The 22,042-nt window shown below is 58.3% G+C and carries 20 protein-coding genes; 11 read left to right on the top strand and 9 right to left on the bottom strand.

Annotation, left to right across the window (positions count from 1 at the left end; all coding sequences use genetic code 11):
* Window positions 1-5 precede the first annotated feature (5 nt).
* Window positions 6-869 carry a helix-turn-helix domain-containing protein gene (locus tag SC1_RS11085; RefSeq protein WP_062181436.1) on the bottom strand — a complete coding sequence of 288 codons (864 nt, stop codon included), beginning with the start codon at window positions 867-869 and terminating at the stop codon, window positions 6-8.
* 123 nt (window positions 870-992) lie between these two features.
* Window positions 993-2,405, bottom strand: a complete 1,413-nt coding sequence (locus SC1_RS11080; protein ID WP_083435797.1) for an ISL3 family transposase — start codon at window positions 2,403-2,405, stop codon at window positions 993-995.
* Window positions 2,406-3,160: 755 nt separating this feature from the next.
* Here SC1_RS11080 and SC1_RS11075 point away from each other — a divergent pair.
* The 5 genes from SC1_RS11075 to SC1_RS21600 all read left to right on the top strand — a co-directional run bounded on the left by SC1_RS11075 (window position 3,161) and on the right by SC1_RS21600 (window position 7,822).
* Window positions 3,161-3,841, top strand: a complete 681-nt coding sequence (locus SC1_RS11075; protein ID WP_152682370.1) for a hypothetical protein — start codon at window positions 3,161-3,163, stop codon at window positions 3,839-3,841.
* 201 nt (window positions 3,842-4,042) lie between these two features.
* Window positions 4,043-4,895, top strand: a protein-coding gene (locus SC1_RS11070) for an IS5 family transposase (RefSeq protein WP_370568740.1) whose coding sequence is annotated in 2 segments (ribosomal slippage) — window positions 4,043-4,200 and window positions 4,199-4,895 — 855 coding nt in all. Because the reading frame shifts where the segments join, the coding sequence is not laid out codon by codon here.
* Window positions 4,896-5,253: 358 nt separating this feature from the next.
* Window positions 5,254-5,394, top strand: coding sequence for a hypothetical protein (locus SC1_RS22235; protein WP_193749156.1), 141 nt, complete (start codon window positions 5,254-5,256; stop codon window positions 5,392-5,394).
* A 56-nt stretch (window positions 5,395-5,450) separates the two neighbouring features.
* Window positions 5,451-6,101, top strand: coding sequence for a lasso peptide biosynthesis B2 protein (locus SC1_RS11065; RefSeq protein WP_238586658.1), 651 nt, complete (start codon window positions 5,451-5,453; stop codon window positions 6,099-6,101).
* Window positions 6,101-7,822, top strand: a complete 1,722-nt coding sequence (locus SC1_RS21600) for an asparagine synthase C-terminal domain-containing protein (protein ID WP_083435796.1) — start codon at window positions 6,101-6,103, stop codon at window positions 7,820-7,822. The genes SC1_RS11065 and SC1_RS21600 overlap by 1 nt, the downstream gene beginning before the upstream one ends.
* Before the next feature lies 1 nt (window position 7,823).
* On the opposite strand, the gene SC1_RS11050 is transcribed toward SC1_RS21600, so the two are convergent.
* The 6 genes from SC1_RS11050 to SC1_RS21855 form a co-directional block, all read right to left on the bottom strand.
* Complete coding sequence (locus SC1_RS11050; protein WP_062181417.1) at window positions 7,824-10,004, bottom strand: prolyl oligopeptidase family serine peptidase; 2,181 nt, start codon at window positions 10,002-10,004, stop codon at window positions 7,824-7,826.
* A gap of 10 nt (window positions 10,005-10,014) precedes the next feature.
* Window positions 10,015-12,555, bottom strand: a complete 2,541-nt coding sequence (locus tag SC1_RS11045) for a TonB-dependent receptor domain-containing protein (RefSeq protein WP_083435795.1) — start codon at window positions 12,553-12,555, stop codon at window positions 10,015-10,017.
* A gap of 92 nt (window positions 12,556-12,647) precedes the next feature.
* Complete coding sequence (locus SC1_RS11040) at window positions 12,648-13,664, bottom strand: FecR domain-containing protein (protein ID WP_083435794.1); 1,017 nt, start codon at window positions 13,662-13,664, stop codon at window positions 12,648-12,650.
* Window positions 13,657-14,535, bottom strand: coding sequence for an RNA polymerase sigma factor (locus SC1_RS21595; protein ID WP_238586657.1), 879 nt, complete (start codon window positions 14,533-14,535; stop codon window positions 13,657-13,659). Before SC1_RS21595 ends, SC1_RS11040 begins: the two co-directional genes overlap by 8 nt.
* A gap of 106 nt (window positions 14,536-14,641) precedes the next feature.
* Window positions 14,642-14,884: a GntR family transcriptional regulator gene (locus SC1_RS21590; RefSeq protein ID WP_152682369.1), complete on the bottom strand. Its 243-nt coding sequence runs from the start codon at window positions 14,882-14,884 to the stop codon at window positions 14,642-14,644.
* 494 nt (window positions 14,885-15,378) lie between these two features.
* A complete protein-coding gene (locus tag SC1_RS21855) occupies window positions 15,379-15,975 on the bottom strand; it encodes a hypothetical protein (RefSeq protein ID WP_152682368.1) in 597 nt (198 codons plus the stop codon).
* On the opposite strand from SC1_RS21855, the gene SC1_RS11025 reads away from it, so the two are divergent.
* From SC1_RS11025 to SC1_RS11000, 6 genes are all read left to right on the top strand, one after another.
* Complete coding sequence (locus tag SC1_RS11025) at window positions 15,974-16,903, top strand: nucleotidyltransferase and HEPN domain-containing protein (protein ID WP_062181405.1); 930 nt, start codon at window positions 15,974-15,976, stop codon at window positions 16,901-16,903. The two genes, SC1_RS21855 and SC1_RS11025, sit on opposite strands and share 2 nt — an antisense overlap.
* A 418-nt stretch (window positions 16,904-17,321) precedes the next feature.
* Window positions 17,322-17,921, top strand: a complete 600-nt coding sequence (locus SC1_RS11020; RefSeq protein ID WP_062181402.1) for a hypothetical protein — start codon at window positions 17,322-17,324, stop codon at window positions 17,919-17,921.
* Complete coding sequence (locus tag SC1_RS11015) at window positions 17,912-18,565, top strand: hypothetical protein (protein ID WP_062181400.1); 654 nt, start codon at window positions 17,912-17,914, stop codon at window positions 18,563-18,565. Before SC1_RS11020 ends, SC1_RS11015 begins: the two co-directional genes overlap by 10 nt.
* Before the next feature lie 129 nt (window positions 18,566-18,694).
* On the top strand, window positions 18,695-19,111 hold the full coding sequence (locus tag SC1_RS11010) for a hypothetical protein (protein WP_152682367.1): 417 nt from the start codon (window positions 18,695-18,697) through the stop codon (window positions 19,109-19,111).
* A 47-nt stretch (window positions 19,112-19,158) separates the two neighbouring features.
* Window positions 19,159-19,464, top strand: coding sequence for a hypothetical protein (locus SC1_RS11005; protein WP_062181393.1), 306 nt, complete (start codon window positions 19,159-19,161; stop codon window positions 19,462-19,464).
* A 4-nt stretch (window positions 19,465-19,468) separates the two neighbouring features.
* On the top strand, window positions 19,469-19,999 hold the full coding sequence (locus tag SC1_RS11000; RefSeq protein WP_062181390.1) for an MbcA/ParS/Xre antitoxin family protein: 531 nt from the start codon (window positions 19,469-19,471) through the stop codon (window positions 19,997-19,999).
* A gap of 740 nt (window positions 20,000-20,739) precedes the next feature.
* Here SC1_RS11000 and hslU read toward each other — a convergent pair.
* Window positions 20,740-22,041, bottom strand: coding sequence for an ATP-dependent protease ATPase subunit HslU (gene hslU, locus SC1_RS10995; protein WP_062181386.1), 1,302 nt, complete (start codon window positions 22,039-22,041; stop codon window positions 20,740-20,742).
* Window position 22,042 lies beyond the last annotated feature (1 nt).

The following is a 22,042-nucleotide window of genomic DNA, read 5'->3' as shown; positions in this document are numbered from 1 at the left end:
ACGGTTCAGCCCTTGGGGCGTGGGGCCGTGGCCGGGGTAGCCGTGCCTGTCGGGCCATTGCCACCGGCGCGCGCGATCAGGTCGGCAGGCTTCAATGAGACATTTTTGACTAGCGTATCGGCGGCGCCGATCGGTCCCACATCGCGGCCGCCGACAGTGACCTTGAGCGCCTGCGGGATACTGGTACGCAGCGTGAATTGCTCGATATATTCGGGGGGGACCTGATAGGTTTCGCCGGCATCCAGCGTTCGCCAATTCTCGGTCTTGCCCTTTGCGTCGTCGAAACCGATCCAAACTTCCGAAAGGCCGGTGAGGACCACGGGCGCGTTTGCCGCAACGGCGGCCTGGTTGCCGTTCTTGGTAGACGGCGCTGTCGCAGCGTCGTTCTGCGGCGCTTCAGACTCATCGGCGGCGCGATTTTGCGCAGCGATCAACGCTTCGTCCGGCTCGACCGAAAGGAAACGCCAAACGCCATAGGCCGAGGCCAGCAACAGAGTGATGATGACGAGCGTCCAAGTCAGTCGCGCAGTCGGCAGGCGTGCTGGATCGGTCGGCTCATAAGCCTCGTAAAGCGGGCGCGAACCGTAGGCATCCTCTTCAAGTTCCCGACGAATCGCGGCACCGATTTCAGCCTCGGGAAGTTCGACAGCTCGGGCATAGGCCCGAGCGAAACCGGTGACATAAGTGCGGCCCGGAAGTCCCGAATAATCAGACTTTTCTATGGCGGCGAGATGGCGCTGGGTGATCCGCGTACGTGTCGCGACATCGGCAAGCGACAGCCCTGCAGCTTCCCGCGCGAGCCGAAGCCGATCGCCGGTACGCGTGATCGCCAGCTCGCCCTGTTCCGGGGCGACGTCCTCATCTGCCATTACTGTCTCCGTGCCGGTCGTTTGACCCAGATCGACCGTGTCACCTGTTCATCGCACCGACGGCGCGCGCGAGTCAAATGAAGTTCGGTAAACAGACGGCCGAATGGGTGTGACGCCTCCCGATCAGCTATCCCGAACTAGGCCAAGAGAGGCATGGGATTTCTTACGTGCACCGTCCATGCATGGATGGCACAGTCTGTTTTGATGAAAATAAGGCGGTGGCGTCATGTGCGGTGCGAGAAATGCCTTCCAACCCTCCATCAGGGCCGACTCGTCGAGAGGCTGTCTGCATAAGGCGCAGACAGGCTTTTTCGCCCGATAAGCTTTGTCCTTCGCTTCCGCTTCCTGCTTTAGCCTTTCCGGACGCTTCCCAAAAAGGGCGCGCGCTCGGATCGATTGAAAATCATAGCTTCCGCTATAGTTGTAGATCCGCTTTATTGCTCCGTTCCTAGCTTCGGTCGGACCATTTGTGAGCCGCCCGTGGTCGAAGAAGTTCAATATCTCAGTGCGCCAGTTGTCGATTGTGGTCGCAACGGCTGCGAAAACGTTCATGTTATCGTCAGCTATGGACGCGCGCCATTCATCAAGTGCTGCTTCTGCGGCGGCGCGATCATGTAAATCCCAGATGCTCAGCAATGCCTCTTTGGCCGCATATGCCGAATATAGTTCGGATGAGTTGGCCAACCAGCCTCCGAGCTCTAACTCCTCACTAGCGCTTAGCTCGGCCCTTCGTTTGAGAAAAATTCCATTCACGGATTTGAGAGCCGTTCGCCGGTCGAGGTGAATTTTCCGCTGATAGCGGCGACGCGCTTCATTCATAGCGTCGTTCACTTTATCCGCCATGTGCCATCGGTCGGCGATGACGGCTGCCTGCGGCATCGTTCTCTTTACTGCGGTCCTATATTGGTCCCACATGTCCATCGTGACCGTCTCGACATCTTGCCGGTTGGGCAGCGTCATAAGGAAATTCTGCACGGACTGAAGGCTTCGGTTCGGAAGCATTTCGAACGGCCAGCTATCCTCCAGGTTAACGAAAATCGCCCGCAATTGCTTCTTTCCAAGCGTCAGCTCGTCGATGCCAATGTGACGAGGTGCCCGCAAATTGCGCTCATGTTTTTCCAGCATATATGTGAAAAGTGCCTTGCTGATTTCTCGGACGGTTCCTTCAGCCACGCCTGTGTCTTCGGCCACATGAGCGATCGGCTTCAGTAGCGATTGCTTTTCGATATATTCGACCAGGCGTTTGGTCATCCGGCGGGTGCGGTGCATTCCGGGCAGGGACTGCATGACGCAAGCGCCGCACTGGGGACAAGTATACCTATTTCGGCGGACATGGATATAGGTGTGTCGGCCATGAACCGGGGCATCGACATATGTTCTGGTTACTGTCCCACGCCTAATTAATCTGCAAATAGTTTTGCACTTCTTGCAAGCATGAGATTCGAAATCGTAGGCAGCGGTGATTTGGTAAGTATCATGCTCATCAACAATGACATTGGAAACTGACCAATTGGGGATAAGGAGTATGTTTGTCATGCTCAATGAATGAGTTATAAGTTACTAACAAAGTATTTACGGAACGGAGAAATTACTGCAGATATGGTTGTATTGCCATATCTTCATATTCACTGTTCGGATAAAATCGCAAACTGACGAACTGTGTTCACAACCTTATCTGATCAGTCAGTCTTCGATAACGGAGATACCTTAACTGATAAGCTGACGTGCTTGACAGCCTGAGAAAAATTCCCGCCTGTCTGCCGGTGGTTCGTTTGGGTTGCACGATATCAGCTTGAAAGCGCGGAGATTTACCTATTTTTACGATCCCCGACAACCATTAAAAGTTGAATATACTGATCGGACAGACAGAGAAAATTGAGTTTTGAGTCGGATACTGGCTATTCACGATATTGATTTTTTCGGATCTTACTATTTGCATCATATGGTGCGATCTTCTCGCCCCACCTGCCCAAGGTCGGTAGAAAAGCGTCCCATTCTGCCAATTTCGCCGACATTATCCAATTTACCTGCCGAAACCAATGGGAGAGTTATTGGCCAGAATGTTTAATTGGTCCATTTTGGATTGTATAAAGTCGGACGAAATCGAATCATCACGAAAATAAGCTGACATGTCTTGAGAAGCGAAACATCAGGACTGGATTTTGCATCAGAAGCGGTAGCGGACGACACGTTAATTTGCGGGTCCTGCTTGGCAGATCGATATTTAATTGATCGCCAGGAAATCAAAAATTTACCTCCGACGTTCAGGCGTAACCAGTAACGGAGGCCCAATGACAGCTCTTAATTTTGCAATCACCGATGAAGGCATTTTTCTCGCAACCGACACGCTCGTCAGCCGTGATGGTCGGCCATCGATGTTTACAGCCAAAGTTCTGGCTCTGCCGCATTTGCACGCACTGATAACCGGGTCTGGCTCGATGGTGCTGTTTCAACGCTGGTCACTCGCGGTCCTTAGCGAGATTCTGGCAGTTCATATGCATCTGCTCGATATTGATACGCCGAAGAGGCTTCGGAAAATTTGGGCCGAAATGTCGGACGGCGAGCGCGGCGACGGGTCTGCCTATATTTATCACCTATGCTATGACCCCGACGTCGATCATTTTGGAGGTTATGTATATCGGTCATCGAACGATTTCGAAAGCGAGCCACTCGGGCACGGAATCTACCGCGAGCCAGCGTTGGATTTCGAGCCAGCTTCGCATCGCGAATTTCTGACCGAGGACTTCCCAGGGGAACTCGTGAGAGCATGTCGACGCCTGCGGTTCGCGCAGGACAGGTTGGATCTCGACAAGCGCCAACATATTGGCGGCCAGGTTATCGCGTACATGATGCAGCGCAATGAGGCTGAAGGACAATCTATGTCCACGCTGACGACGGCGCAGACGGCTTACGTATTCGAAGATTTCGGTAGCACTTACGTCGAATGCAACGATCGAACTTTTGACGATTAGTAGGTTGAGGGCGGCGAACCGAAAACCTCCACTCTAGAGCGTCAGTAACATGATCGGATTCCGTCTCCGGCTCCTCGTCAGCCGCGACGTGTCGTCTAAGAGCCTGATCCGAAATTAAGTTGAGTGGTGTCAGCGAGTTGGCTTGACGCTAGCGCAAGTCGTTGATTCGAGGGTTTTGCATCAAACTTCCGGAGACCGATGATGTGGACCGATACCACTCGGGCGCAACATGCCCGTGCAGACCTGACTTTGCCGAGCGATTTGACCGATGCCGAATGGGCGGTGCTGGAGCCCTTCTTTCCGCCGCCCTCGTCTGTGGGGCGTCCGCGCAAATGGCTGCTCAGGCGCATTGTCGAGCAGGCGCATTGTCGAGGCGATTTTGTGTTTGCTGCGCGGCGGGCTGCCGTGGCGGATGCTACCGCCGTGCTTTCCGCCCGTCTCGACAGTGTGGCGCTGGTTTCATCTGTGGCGCGACAACGGCCTGTGGCTCTCGCTCAATCATCCGCTACTGTTGATCGGGCGGGAAGCTGAAGGCCGAGAGGCTTCGCCCAGCGCCGGCGTGATCGACAGCCAAAGTGTGAAGACCTTGGAAAGCGGCGGGTCTCGCGGCTATGGCGCGGGGAAGAAGATCAAGGGACGCAAGCGCAACATCCTGACCGACACCGATGGCAATCTGGTCCATGCCGCGATCCATACTGCCGATATCCAGGATCGAGATGGCGCGCCGTTGGTGCTGGCCGAGATCGTCCGCCGCTTCCCGTGGCTGCGGCATGTCTTTGCCGATGGTGGATATGCTGGCGAAAAGCTCAGGGATGCCCTGCGCCGCACCGGCAAATGGACACTCGAGATCGTCAAGCGATTGGATACTGCAAAAGGCTTCGTCGTCCTGCCGAGGCGCTGGGTCGTCGAGCGAACGCTGACTTGGCTCAATCGAAACCGGCGCCTCGCCAAGGACTTCGAACAGACGATCTCATCCGCAACTGCATGGCACTTCATTGCCTCCATCCAACTCTTCACCCGCAGAATCGCAAAGCTATCAAATCACGCCGGATAATTACGAATCCGACCCTAAGCGGGCAATGATGGAAGGGCGTCTCGACGCCAGTACGGCTCGGAAAAGCTGAACGCCAAGAATTCGTTGGCGAAGTTGACTGCCGCCAGGGCAGCGGCCCACTGCCGAAGCTCAGTTTCAGTTTATCATCGGACAAAACTTCCGCGATCGATATGCAGGAAATTTCAGCGGAATGCGCTGCAAATATATTTGGAATGTTTTCTGAGTATATTCTGTATACAGTTGTAATATATTCTATCGTTACGAGAGGTGTATTCAAATATATGGTTGCGTTCCTATTCTGTGGAGAATATTATTTGATTGCTACTCGAACTTGTCGCATATTGAAAGGAAAAGTACGATGACGATCTTGGACAATGACGAAATGATTGATCTCGGTGCCATCAGCGTCGAGACACGCGGCATCAAGCAACTCGGCGAGCCCGATTTCGAAGATGGCGATCATTACGGCCTCGTCGGCGCAATCAGCACCGACGATTGAAAGCGTTCGGCGTGCCGCCGGACGGGGGCACGCCGACCGCGGTCGTTATCGCACCAATGCCGATCATGTCATCTTACCTGCGCCCAGGCCTTCACCATTGTAGGATCGGTGGCGATCACATCTTCTTCGATTTACCGGCGGACCGCTATTTTCTCCTTCCGCCCCATTTTCACTTCGCCTTCGAAAGTTATTTGAGCGGAGCGCCAAGCGGCGATGCGCTCTCCCAGCTTCTTGTCGCCGGTCTGATTGGGCCGGTCCAAGCCGACGATTTGTCGGTGCCGCCCACCTTCCCGCTTCCTACTGCCAGCCTGGTTGATTGCCCGCTCGGCATTGCCTCTATGCCGCACACCATGCGAGTAATCTGGATGCAGCGCCGTGTGCGCTCCGAGCTTCGTCGGGTCGGTATTATCGATATCATGGCGCAACTGGAGCGAAGTCGTCCCCGGAACACGTCTTGCGATGAGCGTGTCAGTCAGAATATCGCCGCGGCTTTTCTCCTCAGTCGACGGCTGGTCTCCGCTGAGGACCAATGCCTCGTGCGCGGGATTGCGATGAAACGCCTCTTGGCGCAGAGGGGCTGCGACGCCAGACTCGTGTTTGGGGTCACGATGCCGTTCTCGGCGCATTGCTGGGTGCAGGCCGAAGACGTCGTTCTTACCGATGCTCTCGATATCGTCCGTCGCTACCAGCCAATATTTGCTGTCTGATGGCTGGCGGTTTCTACATCGACGTCAATGTCGCATCCGGGAAGCCTTCGGAGGGGCATAGAATCTTCGGGCGCCCTCCAGACTTCAACGTCGCACATGTGATGCTCTGGTCGGATGAACCGATGATCGCGATCGACGCCAGGACCGTGGTCTTGGGATACTTGTTCCGAAAGGGGCCGCCGAGCGTGCGCGTGCACGAAGGGGCAGGGACAGACGGGAGCGCGCTCGCTGCTGCCAACGGACGAGCCCTGCTTACCGGCTATTGGGGCGGTTATATTTTCGTCCATGTTACGGAGGGCGGCGCGCTTTACGTGCTGCGGGACCCGTCCGGTCTATTGCCTTGCTATACCCGGCGCGCGGGGGTGGAGACGGCGCTGGCTGGCGATATCACCGATCTGGCAGTACCCGGGGCGGGCAGAATCGACTTTGAAGAAATCGGTCGCATCTTGGCGTCAGGAGATGCTCGCGGCCGAAAAACCTGCCTTGTCGGCGTTGAGGAACTGATTGCGGGAGAGTGCCTCATTGTGGACCGGCTGGGCGCGACGATCGAGCCATGGTGGTCACCGTGGGACCATGTGGCTCCCCGAAAAATGTCCATCGAGGAAGAAGCGAGCCACCTTCGCCATACGATTGCGGATTGTGTAGGCACTTGGTCTAGCTGTTTTCCGTCGATCCTGCTGGGATCATCTGGCGGTCTGGATTCCTCAATCGTTGCCGTGGCGGCCACGCCGCGATCGGAACGACTGACAACCCTAACGCTCGTCAGTCCAGGCGTTGCTGGCGATGAGCGTCCTTATGCGCAAGCCGTCGCTAGTTCGCTCGGAATCCGTCTACGCGATGCGCCGCTCGACCTTGCTGACATCGACGTTGAGCGTGCTGTCACGCCCCACCACCCGTGGCCAATATCTCCGATATTCAAACAGGCAGTCGGCGCCGTCCATCGGCGATTGCAGTCTGAGATACCTATCGATGCTCATTTTTCCGGCAACGGCGGCGACGGAATATTTTGCAGCATTCGCAGCGCCGTTCCGCTGCTCGATCATTTCCTGTCCGAAGGACCAAGTATTGCTCTCGGCGAAACAGTTCGGAACATATCGGATCTCACCGGCGCAGACTTCCTCTCAGTTTTTAGGCATGCTTGGACGCGGTACAGGCGCTCGGGCGGGATACATTTGCCCCTCTACAACGAGCTTGGCCTTGAAAGGGAGGTTTTGGCGCAGACCCAGGCGCAGGGCTTCTCTCATCCCTGGCTCTTGCCGCCTGCTGACGCCCTCCCCGGGAAGACAGTTCATGTCGCGTTTCTAATGCGCGCGCAAAAAAGCATCGAGCTTTATCCGCGGCGCAGCGCGCCGCCGCACATCGCGCCATTGCTCTCCCAACCGATCGTGGAATTGTGTCTCTCTATTCCGACTTGGCACTGGATAGCCGACGGACGCGACCGCGCCGTCGCCCGCGCCGCCTTTTCAAACCGGCTTCCGAAACAGATCATTGACCGGGTGCAAAAGGGCGGTCCGGCTGAATTCAATCTCTCGATCTACAGCACACACCGCGACCACCTTCATGAAATGCTTCGTGGCGGCGTCCTGGCCGCCGCCGGCATCATCGATTTATCCTTCTTGGATGTGCGCGAAGATATTTCCTGGCGGGGTAATGCGCGGGAGCAACGCATTCTTTCATTCGCGGCGGCGGAAAGCTGGGCGCGGCACTGGAATGGCGGTTGAGCTAGGGCGCAGACTTGGTGGCGTCACATCGCGGCTTTCCGTTCTCGGCCATGCGATCCCACATTGCGAGGCGCTCTGGGAACGGGGCGTCCGCATCGCGCTTGCCCTGCAGCCAATAGTCGAACCATGCCATATTCTCGCGCATGGCCAGCATCCGATTCGAGGGAATATGAAAAATGTGCGTCTCGTCGGATGCCGGGCTGGCGCCAAGATAGTAGGTTAGCTGGGTCGGCACTTTTGCTGCTCGGAGTGCATCGAACAGTTCGGCCTGCGACGGGGAGGCGGCCGCGACCTGCTGCAAGACCGGTGTGCAGACTTTCGTGGCGTTGAGAGAGGGAGCGAAGCGGCGATATTGTTCCCAATGCTCGCTCATCGGGGACCCGCCATAGACGGGGTCGTAGCTCGCCGGCCATCCGGCGTAGCCGGAAGGCTCTAGGAAGCCGCCATCGCCGCTCGACGCAGCGCTGAAGATTTCGGTCCGCGTGACAGCGACGTTGACCATCTGGGCGCCGCGACTGTAGCCCGCGATGCCAACGCGGGCAGGGTCGATGAGGCCCTCCGTCGCAAGGTCGTTTACCGCGTCCACGAGGCTATTGACGCCCTCAATCCAGATGAGCTGCCGCACTGTCTCCGGATCGGGTGGGCCGCTACCTCGAGACCAAGCACTGTAGGCGGCGCGCAGATCTGCCGACTGATATGGCAGCGGATCGTTGATTAACAGCACGATATAGCCGCGCTCGGCAAAGAGCTGAGCAGGATAGTTCCATTGGTTTTCCGCCTTGGCAAAGCGGTCGTCGGCGTCAAAGCCATGCGTGATTACGATTGCAGGATAACGTGTGTCGGGACGAATGTTGCGCGGGTAGAGTATATAGCCCGTAGCCTTGTACCCGTTACGATTGGTCCAAGTTTCGGCCCGCACCTGGAGTGGCATGATCTCCTCATGGCGTGGAGATACCGTCACAATGGGCTCGATGGCGCCGCGGGCAAGGTCCACACGAACAAGTCTTGGCGGCGTCGATATGCCTTCCTGCACGCAGATCGCAAGACGGAGCCAATTATCGAAACTGCACTTGGTGAGGCTGCCGGTGCCCGTGATTTCGCGCACACCGGTTTTTTCCACCAGCGCAAGGCCATAGCGCGATGTGCCGAGGTTGCGTGTGCCCACGATCGTTTTCCGCCCATCGCGACTAGCCGCGTAATTGCTGTCGCTGATAGTGAAAGGGAAATGGCCGTAGCGGTGGGGCTCTTCACCCGGGCCGCTTTCTATAAGTTCGAGTGCAGCGCCGATGCCCGAAGTGGAGAGTGAACCGCCTCGCGGCCCTCTGAGCATCGTAAGCGTGCGCGCGTCGCGCTCGTTCGATACGATACGGATGCTCTTCTGCCTGCGATTCCATGCGCGCGTCTCGAAGACGCTGCCCGGCGAGCCGTCGGGCGCCTCGGTCCTGAAGAGAATCTCGTCGTCGCGCCAGATAACCTTGCCGCCAGCGTGCATCGCCATTCGATCGCTGGTTGGACGGGTGATTACCCTGTCGATGCTTCCGTCGGGCGCGCGCAGGAAGAAATCGACTTCGGCTTCAATCGTTGAGCGTCTGCGGCTGCGCAGACCGGTCACCGCCTCGTCAAAGCGGACAAGAGGTTGATCCGGCTTCGCCCTAAGCTGTGAATACCACAGCCATTGCCCGTCGGGAGACCAATCATAGGCCAAAATGCCGATCTCGTGTGGAGGAGTTCCGCCGCCCATAGGTACGGAATGGTCTGCCTTGCCGACCGAGACCAACTTGAGGTTTGAAACTACCGTACTGATCTTGCCATCGATCGAGACTCGGTAAAGCTGCAGTCCCTCACCGATATCGATAAGGGCACTCCAGTCCTCGGTGCCTGGGATATTCCGGAACGACCTCGCGATGGCGGCGCTTGCGATACTGCGCTGCGTGCGCGCACCGATATTGACGATCCGGAGCTGCGCCCGCGTCCGCTTTGTTTCCGCGTCGGCGGCTTCCACTGTGTAAATCGCAAAGCGCCCGTCCGCCGAAAGCGCGAGTTCGTTCACCTCTGGCACCAGCAGGATATCCTCAAACGTCCAGGGCCGGCCCTTTCTCTCCCCCGCCGGGGAGGCAGGGGAGAGGGCCGCGGCGGCAAGGAACGCCGCGGCGAACAGGCCGGTCTTATGGCAGTTCAGCATCGCCTCGACCTCACCAATCGCGGCTGATTGTCAGGGCGAGAAAACGCCCGATGGCGGAATAATTCGTCGAATCGAAGGGCGTGTCGTTTGGCGCCGCCACGAGTATTTGCTCCGGCTTCGCATTGAATATGTTGAGGGCGCTAACCGTGAGGTCGGCGACGCCCGCGACCTTGATGCGGCCGGTCAGATCGAAGGTCGCAACTGAAGAAATCTCGATCGGTACTGCGCGGCGTCGGTCCGTAACGCCACCAGTGAAGCTCGAGAAGGCCGCGATCGTAAACCGGTCTCCGCCATAAGTCGCACCGCCGCGCGCGCGAAAATGCGGCGGGTTGAAGATATTCCCCGCGAGGTCAGTGATCGGCAGATCGGGAAGCAGACGCTGTTGGCTGTCTAGCCAAGTCGCCCCGGCGCTGAGGGTCAGTGACCGGCCCCCGCTCAGGGAAGCGCGGTAGCGGATTGCGAGATCTGCACCGCGATATCTCTGCTCGGCGATATTGCGGTCGCGCCCGTCGAGAAGAGCAACGACGTTGGCAGGGTCATAGGGGCCGGTCGTGCCGTTCGCCAGCGGGCCGGCGGCGCCCGCGATCGCGGCATCGAGTTCGGCCGCGGTCGGGTTGAAGGTCACGAGCTGCGAGTAGAGCGGGTCGGTAAGGGCTCCTAGCACCGATCTTAGCGGCGGTGCGACGCGGTCGCGATAGTCGATATTGAAAAGACTCGTTATAATTTCGAGGCGCGATGACGGCCGGAACGTCGCGCTCAGCGTCATATTCTCCGAGCGCTCAGGACCAACCTCCGGATTGGGGCCGCCGATATAAACGAAGGTCGAACCGACCGGAAACTGTGTGCCATAGCCGGTGATCGGCACGAGACTTGCCGAGTATCCGGTATATTGCTGGATGAGCGTCGGCATTTTGAAGGACCGGCCCCAAGAGATACCAAGACTGAACTCCGGCACGGGTGAATAGACCAGCCCCAGCTTTGGCGTCACAATGCTGCCCGAATCCGAATAATCCTCCCAGCGCAAAGCCGCGGTGAAGGAGGCGCGATGGGCGAAGCCGAGGTTCTGATCCGGACTAGCCAGTGGAATGAATAATTCGGCGTAAGCAAATTTATTTTCTCGCGCCGGCGTGATGTTGCGCCCGGAGAATTCGCCGTGAATGCGATTCTGACGCCAACCTCCGCCCGCTGCCAGCCGGACATCGCCCGCGGGCAGGGCGAACAGCGGGCCCTCCGCGCCTGCCTCCATCGCGATATTGCGATTGTCGAAGATCCGGATCAGCTTGGCGGCAACGCCATTGGTGAAATTGTCGGTGACGCCGTACGTCTTGTCAGTGCCGTAGAATCCCGTCAGGCGCGTGTGCCAGTCACTGCCGATGTCGATCTCGATCGTCGGGGCGATCCCGAAGGTCTCGAACTCATTTACAACTCGGGTGCCGCGGGTTTCAACCGGCCGATCGACGAACAGGCCGCGAACCGATGTCATCTCGCCGCGCTTGTATATGAGATCTGCTTTAAGGCGCACGCCCGGGGCGACCCGCTGGTGGGCGCTCAGAAGCACGCTATGGCGCCTCAGAGCGGGATAGAAAGTAGAGGCGGGATTGCTGCTTGACGAAAAACTGCGATCGTTGGCGCGGATCGCGCTGTTGTCGAAATAGTCATAGACAGCGATGAATCCGCCGCTCGACCATTTTGTTCCGCCAAGTAGGCTATGCTGTTGCTGGAAATTGCCACCATCGGTCGAGCCGCCGATCCGCGCGGTCGTCGTGAACCCCTCATAGTCCTTGCGCAGCAGGATATTCACCACACCAGCGACGGCGTCGGCACCGTATATCGCCGACGCGCCGTCGGTGACGATCTCGATGCGCTCGACTGCGGCAACCGGAATCGCGCTCACGTCGATCACACTGTTCGTCCCGCTATAGGCGAAGCGGTTGCCGTTCAGCAGAGTGAGAGTAGCGTTAGGACCGATGCCGCGAAGGTTGAAAGTAGACGCGCCGTTGACGTTCACATTTTCGTTTTGCGTGCCTTGGGCCGAGCCAATCCCCGGGTTCTGGCCACCTCCGAAATTCTGAGGAAGGCTACGCGCTACTTCGCCAAGATCAGCCAGACCGGCGTTCTTGATGTCTTGGTTCGTGATCGTGATGACGGGGGCGGCCGGAGGCGCGCCCTCAATGCGCGTACCCGTTACCACTATGGCTTCCTCGGACCCTTGGCCGGCGGCCGCGCCGGATCCGGATCGCCACCTGATCACCACCGACCCGTTGTCGAACCGGGCTACCAGCGTCGTCCCTTGCAGCAGCCTTTCAATTGCCTCTTTGGCCGTAAAGTTCCCCTGAAGCGGGGGGGCGGAAACACCGTTTATTTCATCCGCCGCGGCATAAAGTTCCCAGTCGGCCGTTGCCGCGACCGTTCTCAACGCATCGCCCAAGTCCTGTGCCGGAATGTCGAATGTGTAATGTTCGGTTTCCTGAGCGGCTAACTCCAGTGGTGACAACACCATGATTGTACCAGCCAGAAGCGCCTGTGCCGTGCGTGATTTCCAAATCTTCATAAAGCCTCCCCGAATTGCCCGCGCCGCGCGCAGTGCCATCGGGAATGCTTCGACAAGCAGGGGGAGACCGACCTTAGGCGGCCGGTAACTTTTTATTGGCTGCGGAGGTAGATGCCGTCCGGACGCCGGTGTATCGTAAGATCAAACAAGTCCGCGATCCGCGTCAGGAACATCTCCGTGTCGCTGATCTTGAAGCGCCCTGCTGCATCTCGCTTGGCAAGCTTTCGATCTGCCACAATAATTGGCACAGATGCGTATCTGTTGGCTTCCGAAATTAGCTGATCCAGCGGGATTGAACGATGCTCGACCCAACCCGACGGCCACTCTGCGGAAGAATTGACGCTGGGTCGCGCGGTGAAATGAACCTGTGGATCGTCAGCCCGATATTGGAGCGCCGTGCGGGTTCGGAGCGATTGCAGCGCTGCGGCGGCGGAGGTCGCGCGCGACGCCGACGCAAGGTCAGCTTTTCCGCTAATCAACTCCACTAGGACTTGGTGATCGTCGCTTAGCGTCACGTCGACGACGCCTTCGTTCGTCGTCACGATGCCTTGGCCAGCCGCGAGGCGGAAAGGGCGCATGTCATTGGCAACTCTTACACGAGCCCGTCCATGCGCTACGCGCACATACCGCGTGTCCGGGGATATCGATACCTCAATCTTGGTGTTGGAATCGAGCGTTGCCGTTGAGCCATCCTCGAGTGCGAAACTGCGAATTTCACCGCGCTGCGTCACCAGTGGTTCCGCAGCATGGGCAGATAGGACGACCTCTGAACCCGGGATTGGAGTTCCACCGGCGCTAATTGTGATCGCGAACACGATAACCGCCGCAACGCCCGCGCCCACCATCATCCAGCGTTTCGAAGAGCGCGTGACGAGTTTTGCGGTGGTTGCCTCGTCCGCTTGCCCCGAAGATTTGAGTATCTCGGCTTGCGAAATCACGCGAGAATAGCGGTCATACGCCTGCTTATGTTGGGGTGATGCCGCCAGCCACCGCTCGAATTGCTCCTGAAGCTGTTTGGTCATTTCGCCGCGCATCTTGATGGCCCATGAAAGAGCATCATCTTTGCTGGGGGTGTCGCCGCCTGATTTCGCGCTCTCGTTGTCATTCATCGATCGGGTCCACCACTTGTGCGATATGTGCCAACGCTTTCATCATATGATATTCAACCGTTGCGATGCTGATTCCCAATCGCTGATGGATCTCGCGATAACTAAGGTCCTCGACGCGGTGCATCAGGAAAACTCGCCTCGTCTTTTCGCTGAGGCCCATAACGGCGCGGTTGTAAAGCCGGAACAGGTCGGCGGCTTCCATGCCGAGCTCTTGCTCCGGCGGACTGGCAAGATCATGTTCTTCCAAAAGCGGAAGAAGGACGATTTTGTTGCGCCGGCTACTGACTGCGCGATTGATCAGCAGGTTTCGAGCAATGCGCTGGAGAAAGGCAGCCGGGTTTGCGAGGCGATTCCGCTGTTCGCTGCCGACGGCACGCAAGAACACTTCCTGCATAAGATCGGGGGCTGCCTCTGGACCGACGTGTCGCCCGAGGTAGCGAAGCAATACGGCGCCATCATCGCGAAAGGCTCGGTCCAATGCGGCGTTCCCCTCGTTGGGGACCCGAGCGGCCGTTGAAATGTTAACCGGCCTGTCCGGTTCTCCAGCCCGATCGGACGTTGAAGGCAGCAGTGCTCGCGTAGAACGGTCGCGACTAAATGAAGAAAATGCCACAGGACTGATCTGAAATGGCAATGCGAGCAGGTGGGTTGCCACCCGCCTACAAGTCGTTTCCCGCTTCGCCGCCGTCAAATCGCCCCGCGGCAATTTTAAGGTCAGGTCACCCATCCGGTGAGGACAAGCGTTCATAATGCGTGACGGAACTTCCACGCGGTTGCTGCCAATCTGCTCGCCGCGCTGTGCCGTAATGCCGATGGCTGATAAAATTGGCAAGCAAAACACCGTAGAAATATGTCTTTCGATACGATCCATCTCTCTCAACGTGAAAATTTCGGCAGCCGCAACAAATCAGGGCGCGTTTGGTTCGCCCAAATCCGATATCATCCTCAAACGGGCTGCGAGGCATGGCTTCATATATTCATGGCACGTAGAATCCTCGTCCATCCATGTGCGCGACCATTCCCTCACCGTACAGCCGATAAAGAGCCTCGCGGACCGCCGTGCTGCTCTTCGTGATAGATAGCATTTTTGCTATTTTTCCTGGATGCAGATGTGTGCCCCGAGGCCAATACCCTTCCATAAGAAGCCTTTTAATTTCACGATAAATGCGTTCGGAAGCGGACGCGGGGCCCGTTGGTTCGGGTGTCTTGTCGTCGGCCATTTGGATCAGCTCCTTCGTGGTGTCATTCCTACTTCCCAAGCCAGTGTTAGTAAAAATCAATCAGTCTATACCGATTCGGGAGCTTGGAGCGCCAATGCATAGCAGATTTGGCGATGGGGGCATAGGATATGACACTTCTATGTTTAGAAAGGTGAGGTAAATTGTGTTCTGGATGCTTCACATAACTTCTACATCGGATTTTCCGGTGATACTGGATTAGATAGATATTATGGAATACGTGTGGATCTTTGTGGATCTTTTGGGAAGTTGCATTGGCAGGGGGATCAGGATCTTTCTGGAAGATTCTTCATGACTTTCGCGCCGCGCTGCTAGACTGGGACGGCGTCGAAAATCCATGTTGAACGACGCAAAGGATGCAAGGAACACAACACCATGCTCTCGCCGCAGCTAGCAGTGCTGCTCCAGATGTGGTGAAGCGAGGGCGAGCGTCGCAAACTGATGCTACCAGCGCCCGACGCCCCGAGATCGGGCCGTTATTGCGGTTTCGTCGCCGATACAGCCAGAATTGTGGTCTCAACGCGGAGCCTCAAGCTCGTGACCGTCGCGCCAAACCGACCCGGCTGGTGGCATCCACCAAATGAGCGACCACGGGCGACAAGTGAAGGGGAAGGGGAAAATAGATATCGCGGCAGCAGATTTGCAAATGTGAAAGAGGAAGCAGCGACCGGACGCCGTCCGCCGATGCCTTCGGATGTCGGCCGCTTCATGACTTCGGGCCGCGACATTGACCCGTAACGGGCCTCTCGGGCAACTGCCGGAACTTGAAAATGATCTACTTCGCTCTGAAAAACCGCCGGCTCATACGTAAGTTGGCGCAGGCGATGCGGCTGATGACGCCGCACGACCGTAAGATATTTCTGGGACATTTCGTTGAAGAGGCGACCTTCATAGAACTTGCGTATCTGCATTCCATCAGCGTTGCTGAAGTGGAAGCGGCGCTGAGTCGTGGACTTGAGATAGTCGCCGATGTCCTGGAGCCCAAGCCGCCATGGTGGCGGCGGTTTTGGTGCCGCTAAGCGAGTTTGCTGCTTGCCAAGCGGCGGCCAGCCGGACAGGGTGAGCCGGATCATGCGTACCGACCTGGACCATCTCCCCGCGAATAAGCAACGTGAATTGGAGCGCGTTGTCCAGATCATTTTCGAGGAATTCGAGGATGCGCTAGCGCTCGCCCAAAAGCAGTGGAAGAAAAAAGGGCGGATCGAAAAAATTATCCTGTATGGCAGCTACGCCCGGGGCGGCTGGGTTGATGAGCCCCATACTGCCAAGGGGTATTTGTCCGACTTTGATTTGCTCATCATCGTCAACGACAAGCGCCTGACGCAACGCGTCGATTATTGGCTCAAGCTTGATGATCGGCTCATTCGCGAACTTGCGATCGACAAGAGTCTGCACACGCCGGTGAATTTCATCGTGCATACGCTGCAAGAGGTGAACGACGGACTCGCGCACGGTCGGTATTTTTTCATGGACGTCGCGAAGGACGGCATCGCGCTCTACAGTTACGACGGCAAGGAACTCCATACTCCAAAGCCCAAGACGCCCGAAGAGGCGCTGGCAATGGCGAAGGAGTATTTTGGGGAATGGATGCCTGCCGCATCGGGCATGCTGGAAACTGCAACCTTTAGTCGCCAGAAAGGGAGGCTAAAAGACGCCGCGTTCCTTACTCATCAAGCTGCCGAACGTCTCTATCATTGCGTGCTTTTGGTCAATACGTTCTACACGCCGCACGTGCACAACCTCGCTTTTCTTCGCACGCAGGCCGAACGGATTGATATGCGGCTGATTGACGCGTGGCCTCGAGAGCGGCGGGAAGATCGGGCGCTGTTTGAAAAGCTAAAAGAAGCCTACGTGAAGGCCCGCTATTCGAAGCACTACCGTATCAGCCAAGAGGAATTGTTTCGACTTAACGAAAATGTCTCTGCCCTGGGGCAGGCCGTGCATGCGGTTTGCCTCGACCGAATTTCGGCGCTGGAAGCGAGGGTGTCCACGTCGAAGTAGCGGGTTGAGTGCTCTCTCGCCATGAGTTGGCCAGCGGCCTTTTAGTCGAAGGTTCCGCAATGCGTGGGCGTCCCCCCTACGAGCGAGCGCGCGAACTCGGACCGTCGACGTCCCGAATGGCGGCCGGCGTGCAGTCGTCTGATCGGCCCGATGGGATGATCGACGCGAGGAATACGCTCACAGCTGTCATGCTACGTCTTTTGCAAGCCTGCCACCTGCAAAAGCGGTGTGTCGTCGCGACCGATCGATCGTCGACCCAGGCATGGTGAGGACTTGGACAATAGTGCGGCGCGTTCTCGCGCCGAAGCTCAAACGGAAGAGAGGGTGCAGGTTGGCCCTGCGAGAAGGATGAAAAACATCTGACGCCGGGGCTGCCGCGAGCTCCGGCATACGGGCTCGTTCAAAATGAGTAAGCCCAATGACGAATTTCTATCCACCGAACGGCGCCATCGATATTGTGATCGAGCCGCGTCCTACCATGCTCGACCCTGTGATCAAAGGCAGCGTCCCGCTGCCGACGGTGACGCGCACCGACATGAGGTTGATGCATTATCTGGCGTCGCTGATGCACAGTTGCACCAGCCGGAATGCGCTGAACATGGCGGGCCTTCTAGCTGACAGCCTGTTTATAGAGACACCCGCCGTCATCGTGCGGGCAACGGCCTGCGCTACGCCGCTGTTCCTCGGCGAGATGGAAGCCGAGGCGATCGCAACCCGGCATCCGGTCGTTCTGCTGCGACATTCGCAGGCGCAGGCCGCGACCGATGTGACGATCGATCTCGTCTTGCCCGACGACGGCGATCTCCGTTGGCTTCAAGGCTATCAGCTGTTCCGCGGCCTCGCAGGCGACAGCTGGCTGGTGCCCTCTGGCGATGGCCCCTCGGTCCGATTGCTGCCCCACAGGCTCTTCCTGACGGAACATGCGACTTACGCAGACGACTGGGATCGGAGGGCCGGCATTGAGCGAGCCAGCGCGCATCTCGATGACCATTTGCATGGAGGCTGGTCATGGAGATGAAAAAACGACCTGCGCCCGATGGCCTCGACTTTGTACCCGTAGAAGGCGGCAGCGATCCAAATCTGGTTTTCGGGGTCGTCCGTCGCCGGATCGGAAAGGGAGCCCTCCAGACCGCTCCGGCTTCCGTGCTCCGGCGTCTCTCGCCGGGGCGCAAGGCCGATGTCGCCGCGCCATGGGAGCCTTCCTGTTACCGCTGGGACGTCCTGCTTCCGCCGATGGCGCACGACGATTGCCTCGATCCCAAACGCCTGTGCGAGAAGTACGAGGAGCAAGCCTGTGAAGGTTTGAAGGATCTGCTCGTCATGATGACGCTCCGCTTTCCCGACGCTGACCGGCTCCATGCCATCTGGGAAGACGTACGATCTTTCGCTCGCGAGCGCCTCTGCCGTGAACGCAATCTTTGCGTCATCGCCGCCTTCCATCTTCCGGTCCAGATCGGCTCGACCAATCCGCCCCACATCCATCTGATGGCGCTCGCCAGAGAGCTCAAAGCATACGGTTTTGCGGACTTCGTCCGGCCGTTTGCAGCCGATGCGGGCAAAGCGATGTTCGCCGCCGAATGGGCCGAGTGGCAAGGACGCAGCGCCCGACCCCGACTGCACGCCGCCGCGCGACCACCGTCGCGGAGGACAAACCTGAAATGAAAAAGGTCCAGCTGTGGCTGGAGCGAATGAAGGAAAGCAGCCGCTGCCCAGCCAGCGCTGCCAACGAATGGATTATATATGTCAAAATACCCCACCGCGACCGAGCGGGCCGAAGAAATGGAAACGCTGATGGCGGCGCTCGCCATCATCCAGGTCGCCGAACTCGATCTCGACGAGAAGCCGCCGATTCTGCCCGTGCAATGCGCGCATTATCTGATTGCTGCCGACGCCGATCTGCTCATCGTTCCCACCAAACCCTCGGCCGCTGGCGATCATCACATTGTCGAGGACATCATGTGCTTGTCGCGCTGCGACGCCCTGCTGGTCCACGTCGCACGCCCGAGCGCGGGCGAGAAGCGAGTGCTCGTAGACATCGGGATCGACGGTCTCGTTCCCGTCTGGTTCCGTGAGTATCGGCCCTGCCTGATCCAACGCGCACTCCACTTCGTGCCCGATCAGGATGCAAGCAAACCCGCATTCAAACTGACAAAGCACGGCCTGGAGCGGGCGGCCGACTTCGACGCCCTGAGCTTTGAGTGGCTCTGACCCGTGCTGAGCTGTGTCGCACTGACGAATATGAAAAGGAAGAAGCTATGCTGGTGGTGAATGTCGAGATCTGGCCTTGGGGCCGTGAAACGCGGAAGCACAAGATTGGGGAGATCACGGCGGGGAATATCGCGGGCGGCCGCATCTCCAGCTATAGCGTTCGCGTTCGACAGACCGGCTACGAGTTGGAAGGCGTACCCGCTATCGACGAAGAATTCCTGCTGCGAGATCACGACCGTGGCGCCGGCGCACTGGCGCTCATTCGTGACGCGCTGCTGATTGCCGTGCCACTTCCCGAAAAATGTTCCGACAGGCCTGATACAGGGGCCGGGTCGATGTCGCCGGAGGGGTAAGGCGATGGACGAGCCCCCCGGTTCCCCGCGCTCTGGTTCCGCCGCCAGTACTGATATCATACGGTTCGCGACAGCTAACCGGCGCCGATTAAGCGGGCCTGGCCTGCGCGCCTTCGTTGCCATCGCCGATCTCTGGGTACTAACCGAGGAGCAGCGCCGGGTGATCCTCGGTTATCCAGCTCGATCGACTTATCAGGGTTGGATCAAGAAGGTTCGCGAGCACCGCGACATCACGCTGCGCGTCGATGTCCTGATGCGGATTTCGGCGGTCCTCGGCGTTTACAAAGGGCTTAGAATTCTCTTCGCCGACGACGATAGAGCTGTCGAATGGCTTCAGAGGCCTCATAAAGCGCGCGTTTTCGGTGGCGCACCGCCGATCGAACTCGTCACCAGCGGTAAGCAGGACGCTGTCCTTGCTGTACGTCGCTTCTTGGATGCCGCCTGTGGTGGCCTCTACATGGCGCCGACGTCGGACGAGCGCGATAGGCCGCCTTATGACGACAGCGAGATCATATTCGACGGCACGAACGATTAAGGGTGCATCCGCTATATTGACCCTCTTCCCCTGACCACATCATACTGAATCGAGACGAAGTTTTCGTATCCGTCCATGCCTGATTGCCGCATTGAGAAGCCGGACCGCCAGAAACGGATCGTCAGTCGCGCCCGCTTTAAGGCGGGCGACACGGGCCAGCTGTTCACAATAGATGGCGTCGGGTTCAGGCTCCATATCCAGCCTGATATCATGGTCAAATCAACAATTGGCTAGTGGATCGAGAATCCTCCTCATCTAAGAAGCGTGAAGATTCAAATGGCAAAAATCCCGCCGAACCGCCGAAAGACAGCATATAAATCTCTTCGCAAGATCGCCGAGAAGCTGGGTGTTCCGTTTATCATTCATCCACCGGTACCGCCGACGAAGGATAGGGAGCAAGGTGAACCTGCCGATCCGAAACGCTGATCGATTTGGACCGTTGTAAGCGCGTGCCGGTGATACGCTCAAAGGTGCGCCGGGAGCACTTCGGACAAGATCTGATTTTCACCTGATGCTCATTGCTTCGCTGTAATTATCGATCGACCCCGTTGCGCTAGCGACCCAGCGCAGCGGCGAAAACTTACACGAGTGCGGCCATCTGGCTGGGTCGATTTTCGTTTGAACCAGAGATCATCCATTCGACCGCCAACGAGCTGGTCAGCCGGAGTTGGCCACACGAACGCGAAGTTCTCGTCTGCCGGGGCTTCTAAGCTTCAAGCGCCCCAGCGACACCCGGATGATCAAAGCACATATTTGCTGAGGTCCGTGTCGCCGACGATCTCGGCAAGCTGGCGTTCGACATAGGCGGCATCGATCTCGAGCGTCGTGCCGCCGACGTCCTCGGCAGTGAAGCTGATTTCCTCGACTAGCCGCTCCATAATCGTTTGCAGCCGGCGCGCACCGATATTCTCGACCTTCTCGTTGACCTCGGCCGCGAGCTTCGCGACGCGCGCGATGGCATCATCCGTGAAGTTCAGCGTCACGCCCTCGGTGCCGAGCAGCGCGACATATTGTTCGGGCAGCCCGGCCTTGGTCTCGCTCAGGATGCGCACGAAATCCTCCTCGGTCAGCGCGCCGAGCTCGACGCGGATCGGCAGGCGCCCCTGGAGTTCGGGCAGCAGGTCGCTCGGCTTGGCGACATGAAAGGCGCCCGAGGCGATGAAAAGGATATGGTCGGTCTTCATCGGACCATATTTGGTCGCGACGGTCGTGCCCTCGATCAGCGGCAGCAGGTCGCGCTGAACGCCCTCGCGGCTCACCGAGCCGCCGCGCACGTCGCTGACCGCGATCTTGTCGATCTCGTCAAGGAAGACGATGCCATTCGCCTCGGCATCGGCGAGCGCGATTCGCGCGACGTCGTCCTGATCGAGACGCTTGTCCTGCTCTTCCTCGATCAGCCGAGTCGCGGCCTCGATCACCTTGAGCTTGCGGCGCTTCTTGGGTGGGCCGCCCATCGCCTTGCCGAGCATGTCGGACAGGTTGATCATGCTCATCTGCCCGGGCTGGCCGGGTAGTTCGAACGGCATGCTCGGGGCGTCCGAAACCTCGATCTCGACTTCGCTGTCGTCGAGATGGCCTTCGCGGATGCGTTGGCGGAAGCTCTGGCGCGTCGCCTCGCTCGCGCCTTTGCCGGTCAGTGCATCGAGCAGGCGCTCCATCGCGGCTTCTTCGGCGGCGGCGCGCACGGCTTCGCGGCGGCGGTCCTTTTCGAGGCGCACGGCTTCCTCGACCAAGTCGCGGGCGATCTGCTCGACGTCGCGGCCGACATAGCCGACCTCGGTGAACTTGGTCGCCTCGACCTTGATGAAGGGCGCGTCGGCGAGTTTGGCCAAGCGGCGCGAAATCTCGGTCTTGCCGCAGCCGGTGGGGCCGATCATCAGGATATTTTTGGGGCTCACCTCGTCGCGGAGGTCGGCCGAAAGCTGCTGGCGGCGCCAGCGATTGCGCAGCGCCACCGCGACCGCGCGCTTGGCGGCGTCCTGACCGATGATATGCGTGTCGAGAGCGGCAACGATCGCCTTGGGAGTCAGATCCTTGTTCATG

The sequence above is a fragment of the Sphingopyxis sp. C-1 genome (genome assembly GCF_001047015.1).
Classification (GTDB): domain Bacteria; phylum Pseudomonadota; class Alphaproteobacteria; order Sphingomonadales; family Sphingomonadaceae; genus Sphingopyxis.
Note: the sequence above shows the minus strand (reverse complement) of the source record. Positions and strands in the feature narration are given on the sequence as shown.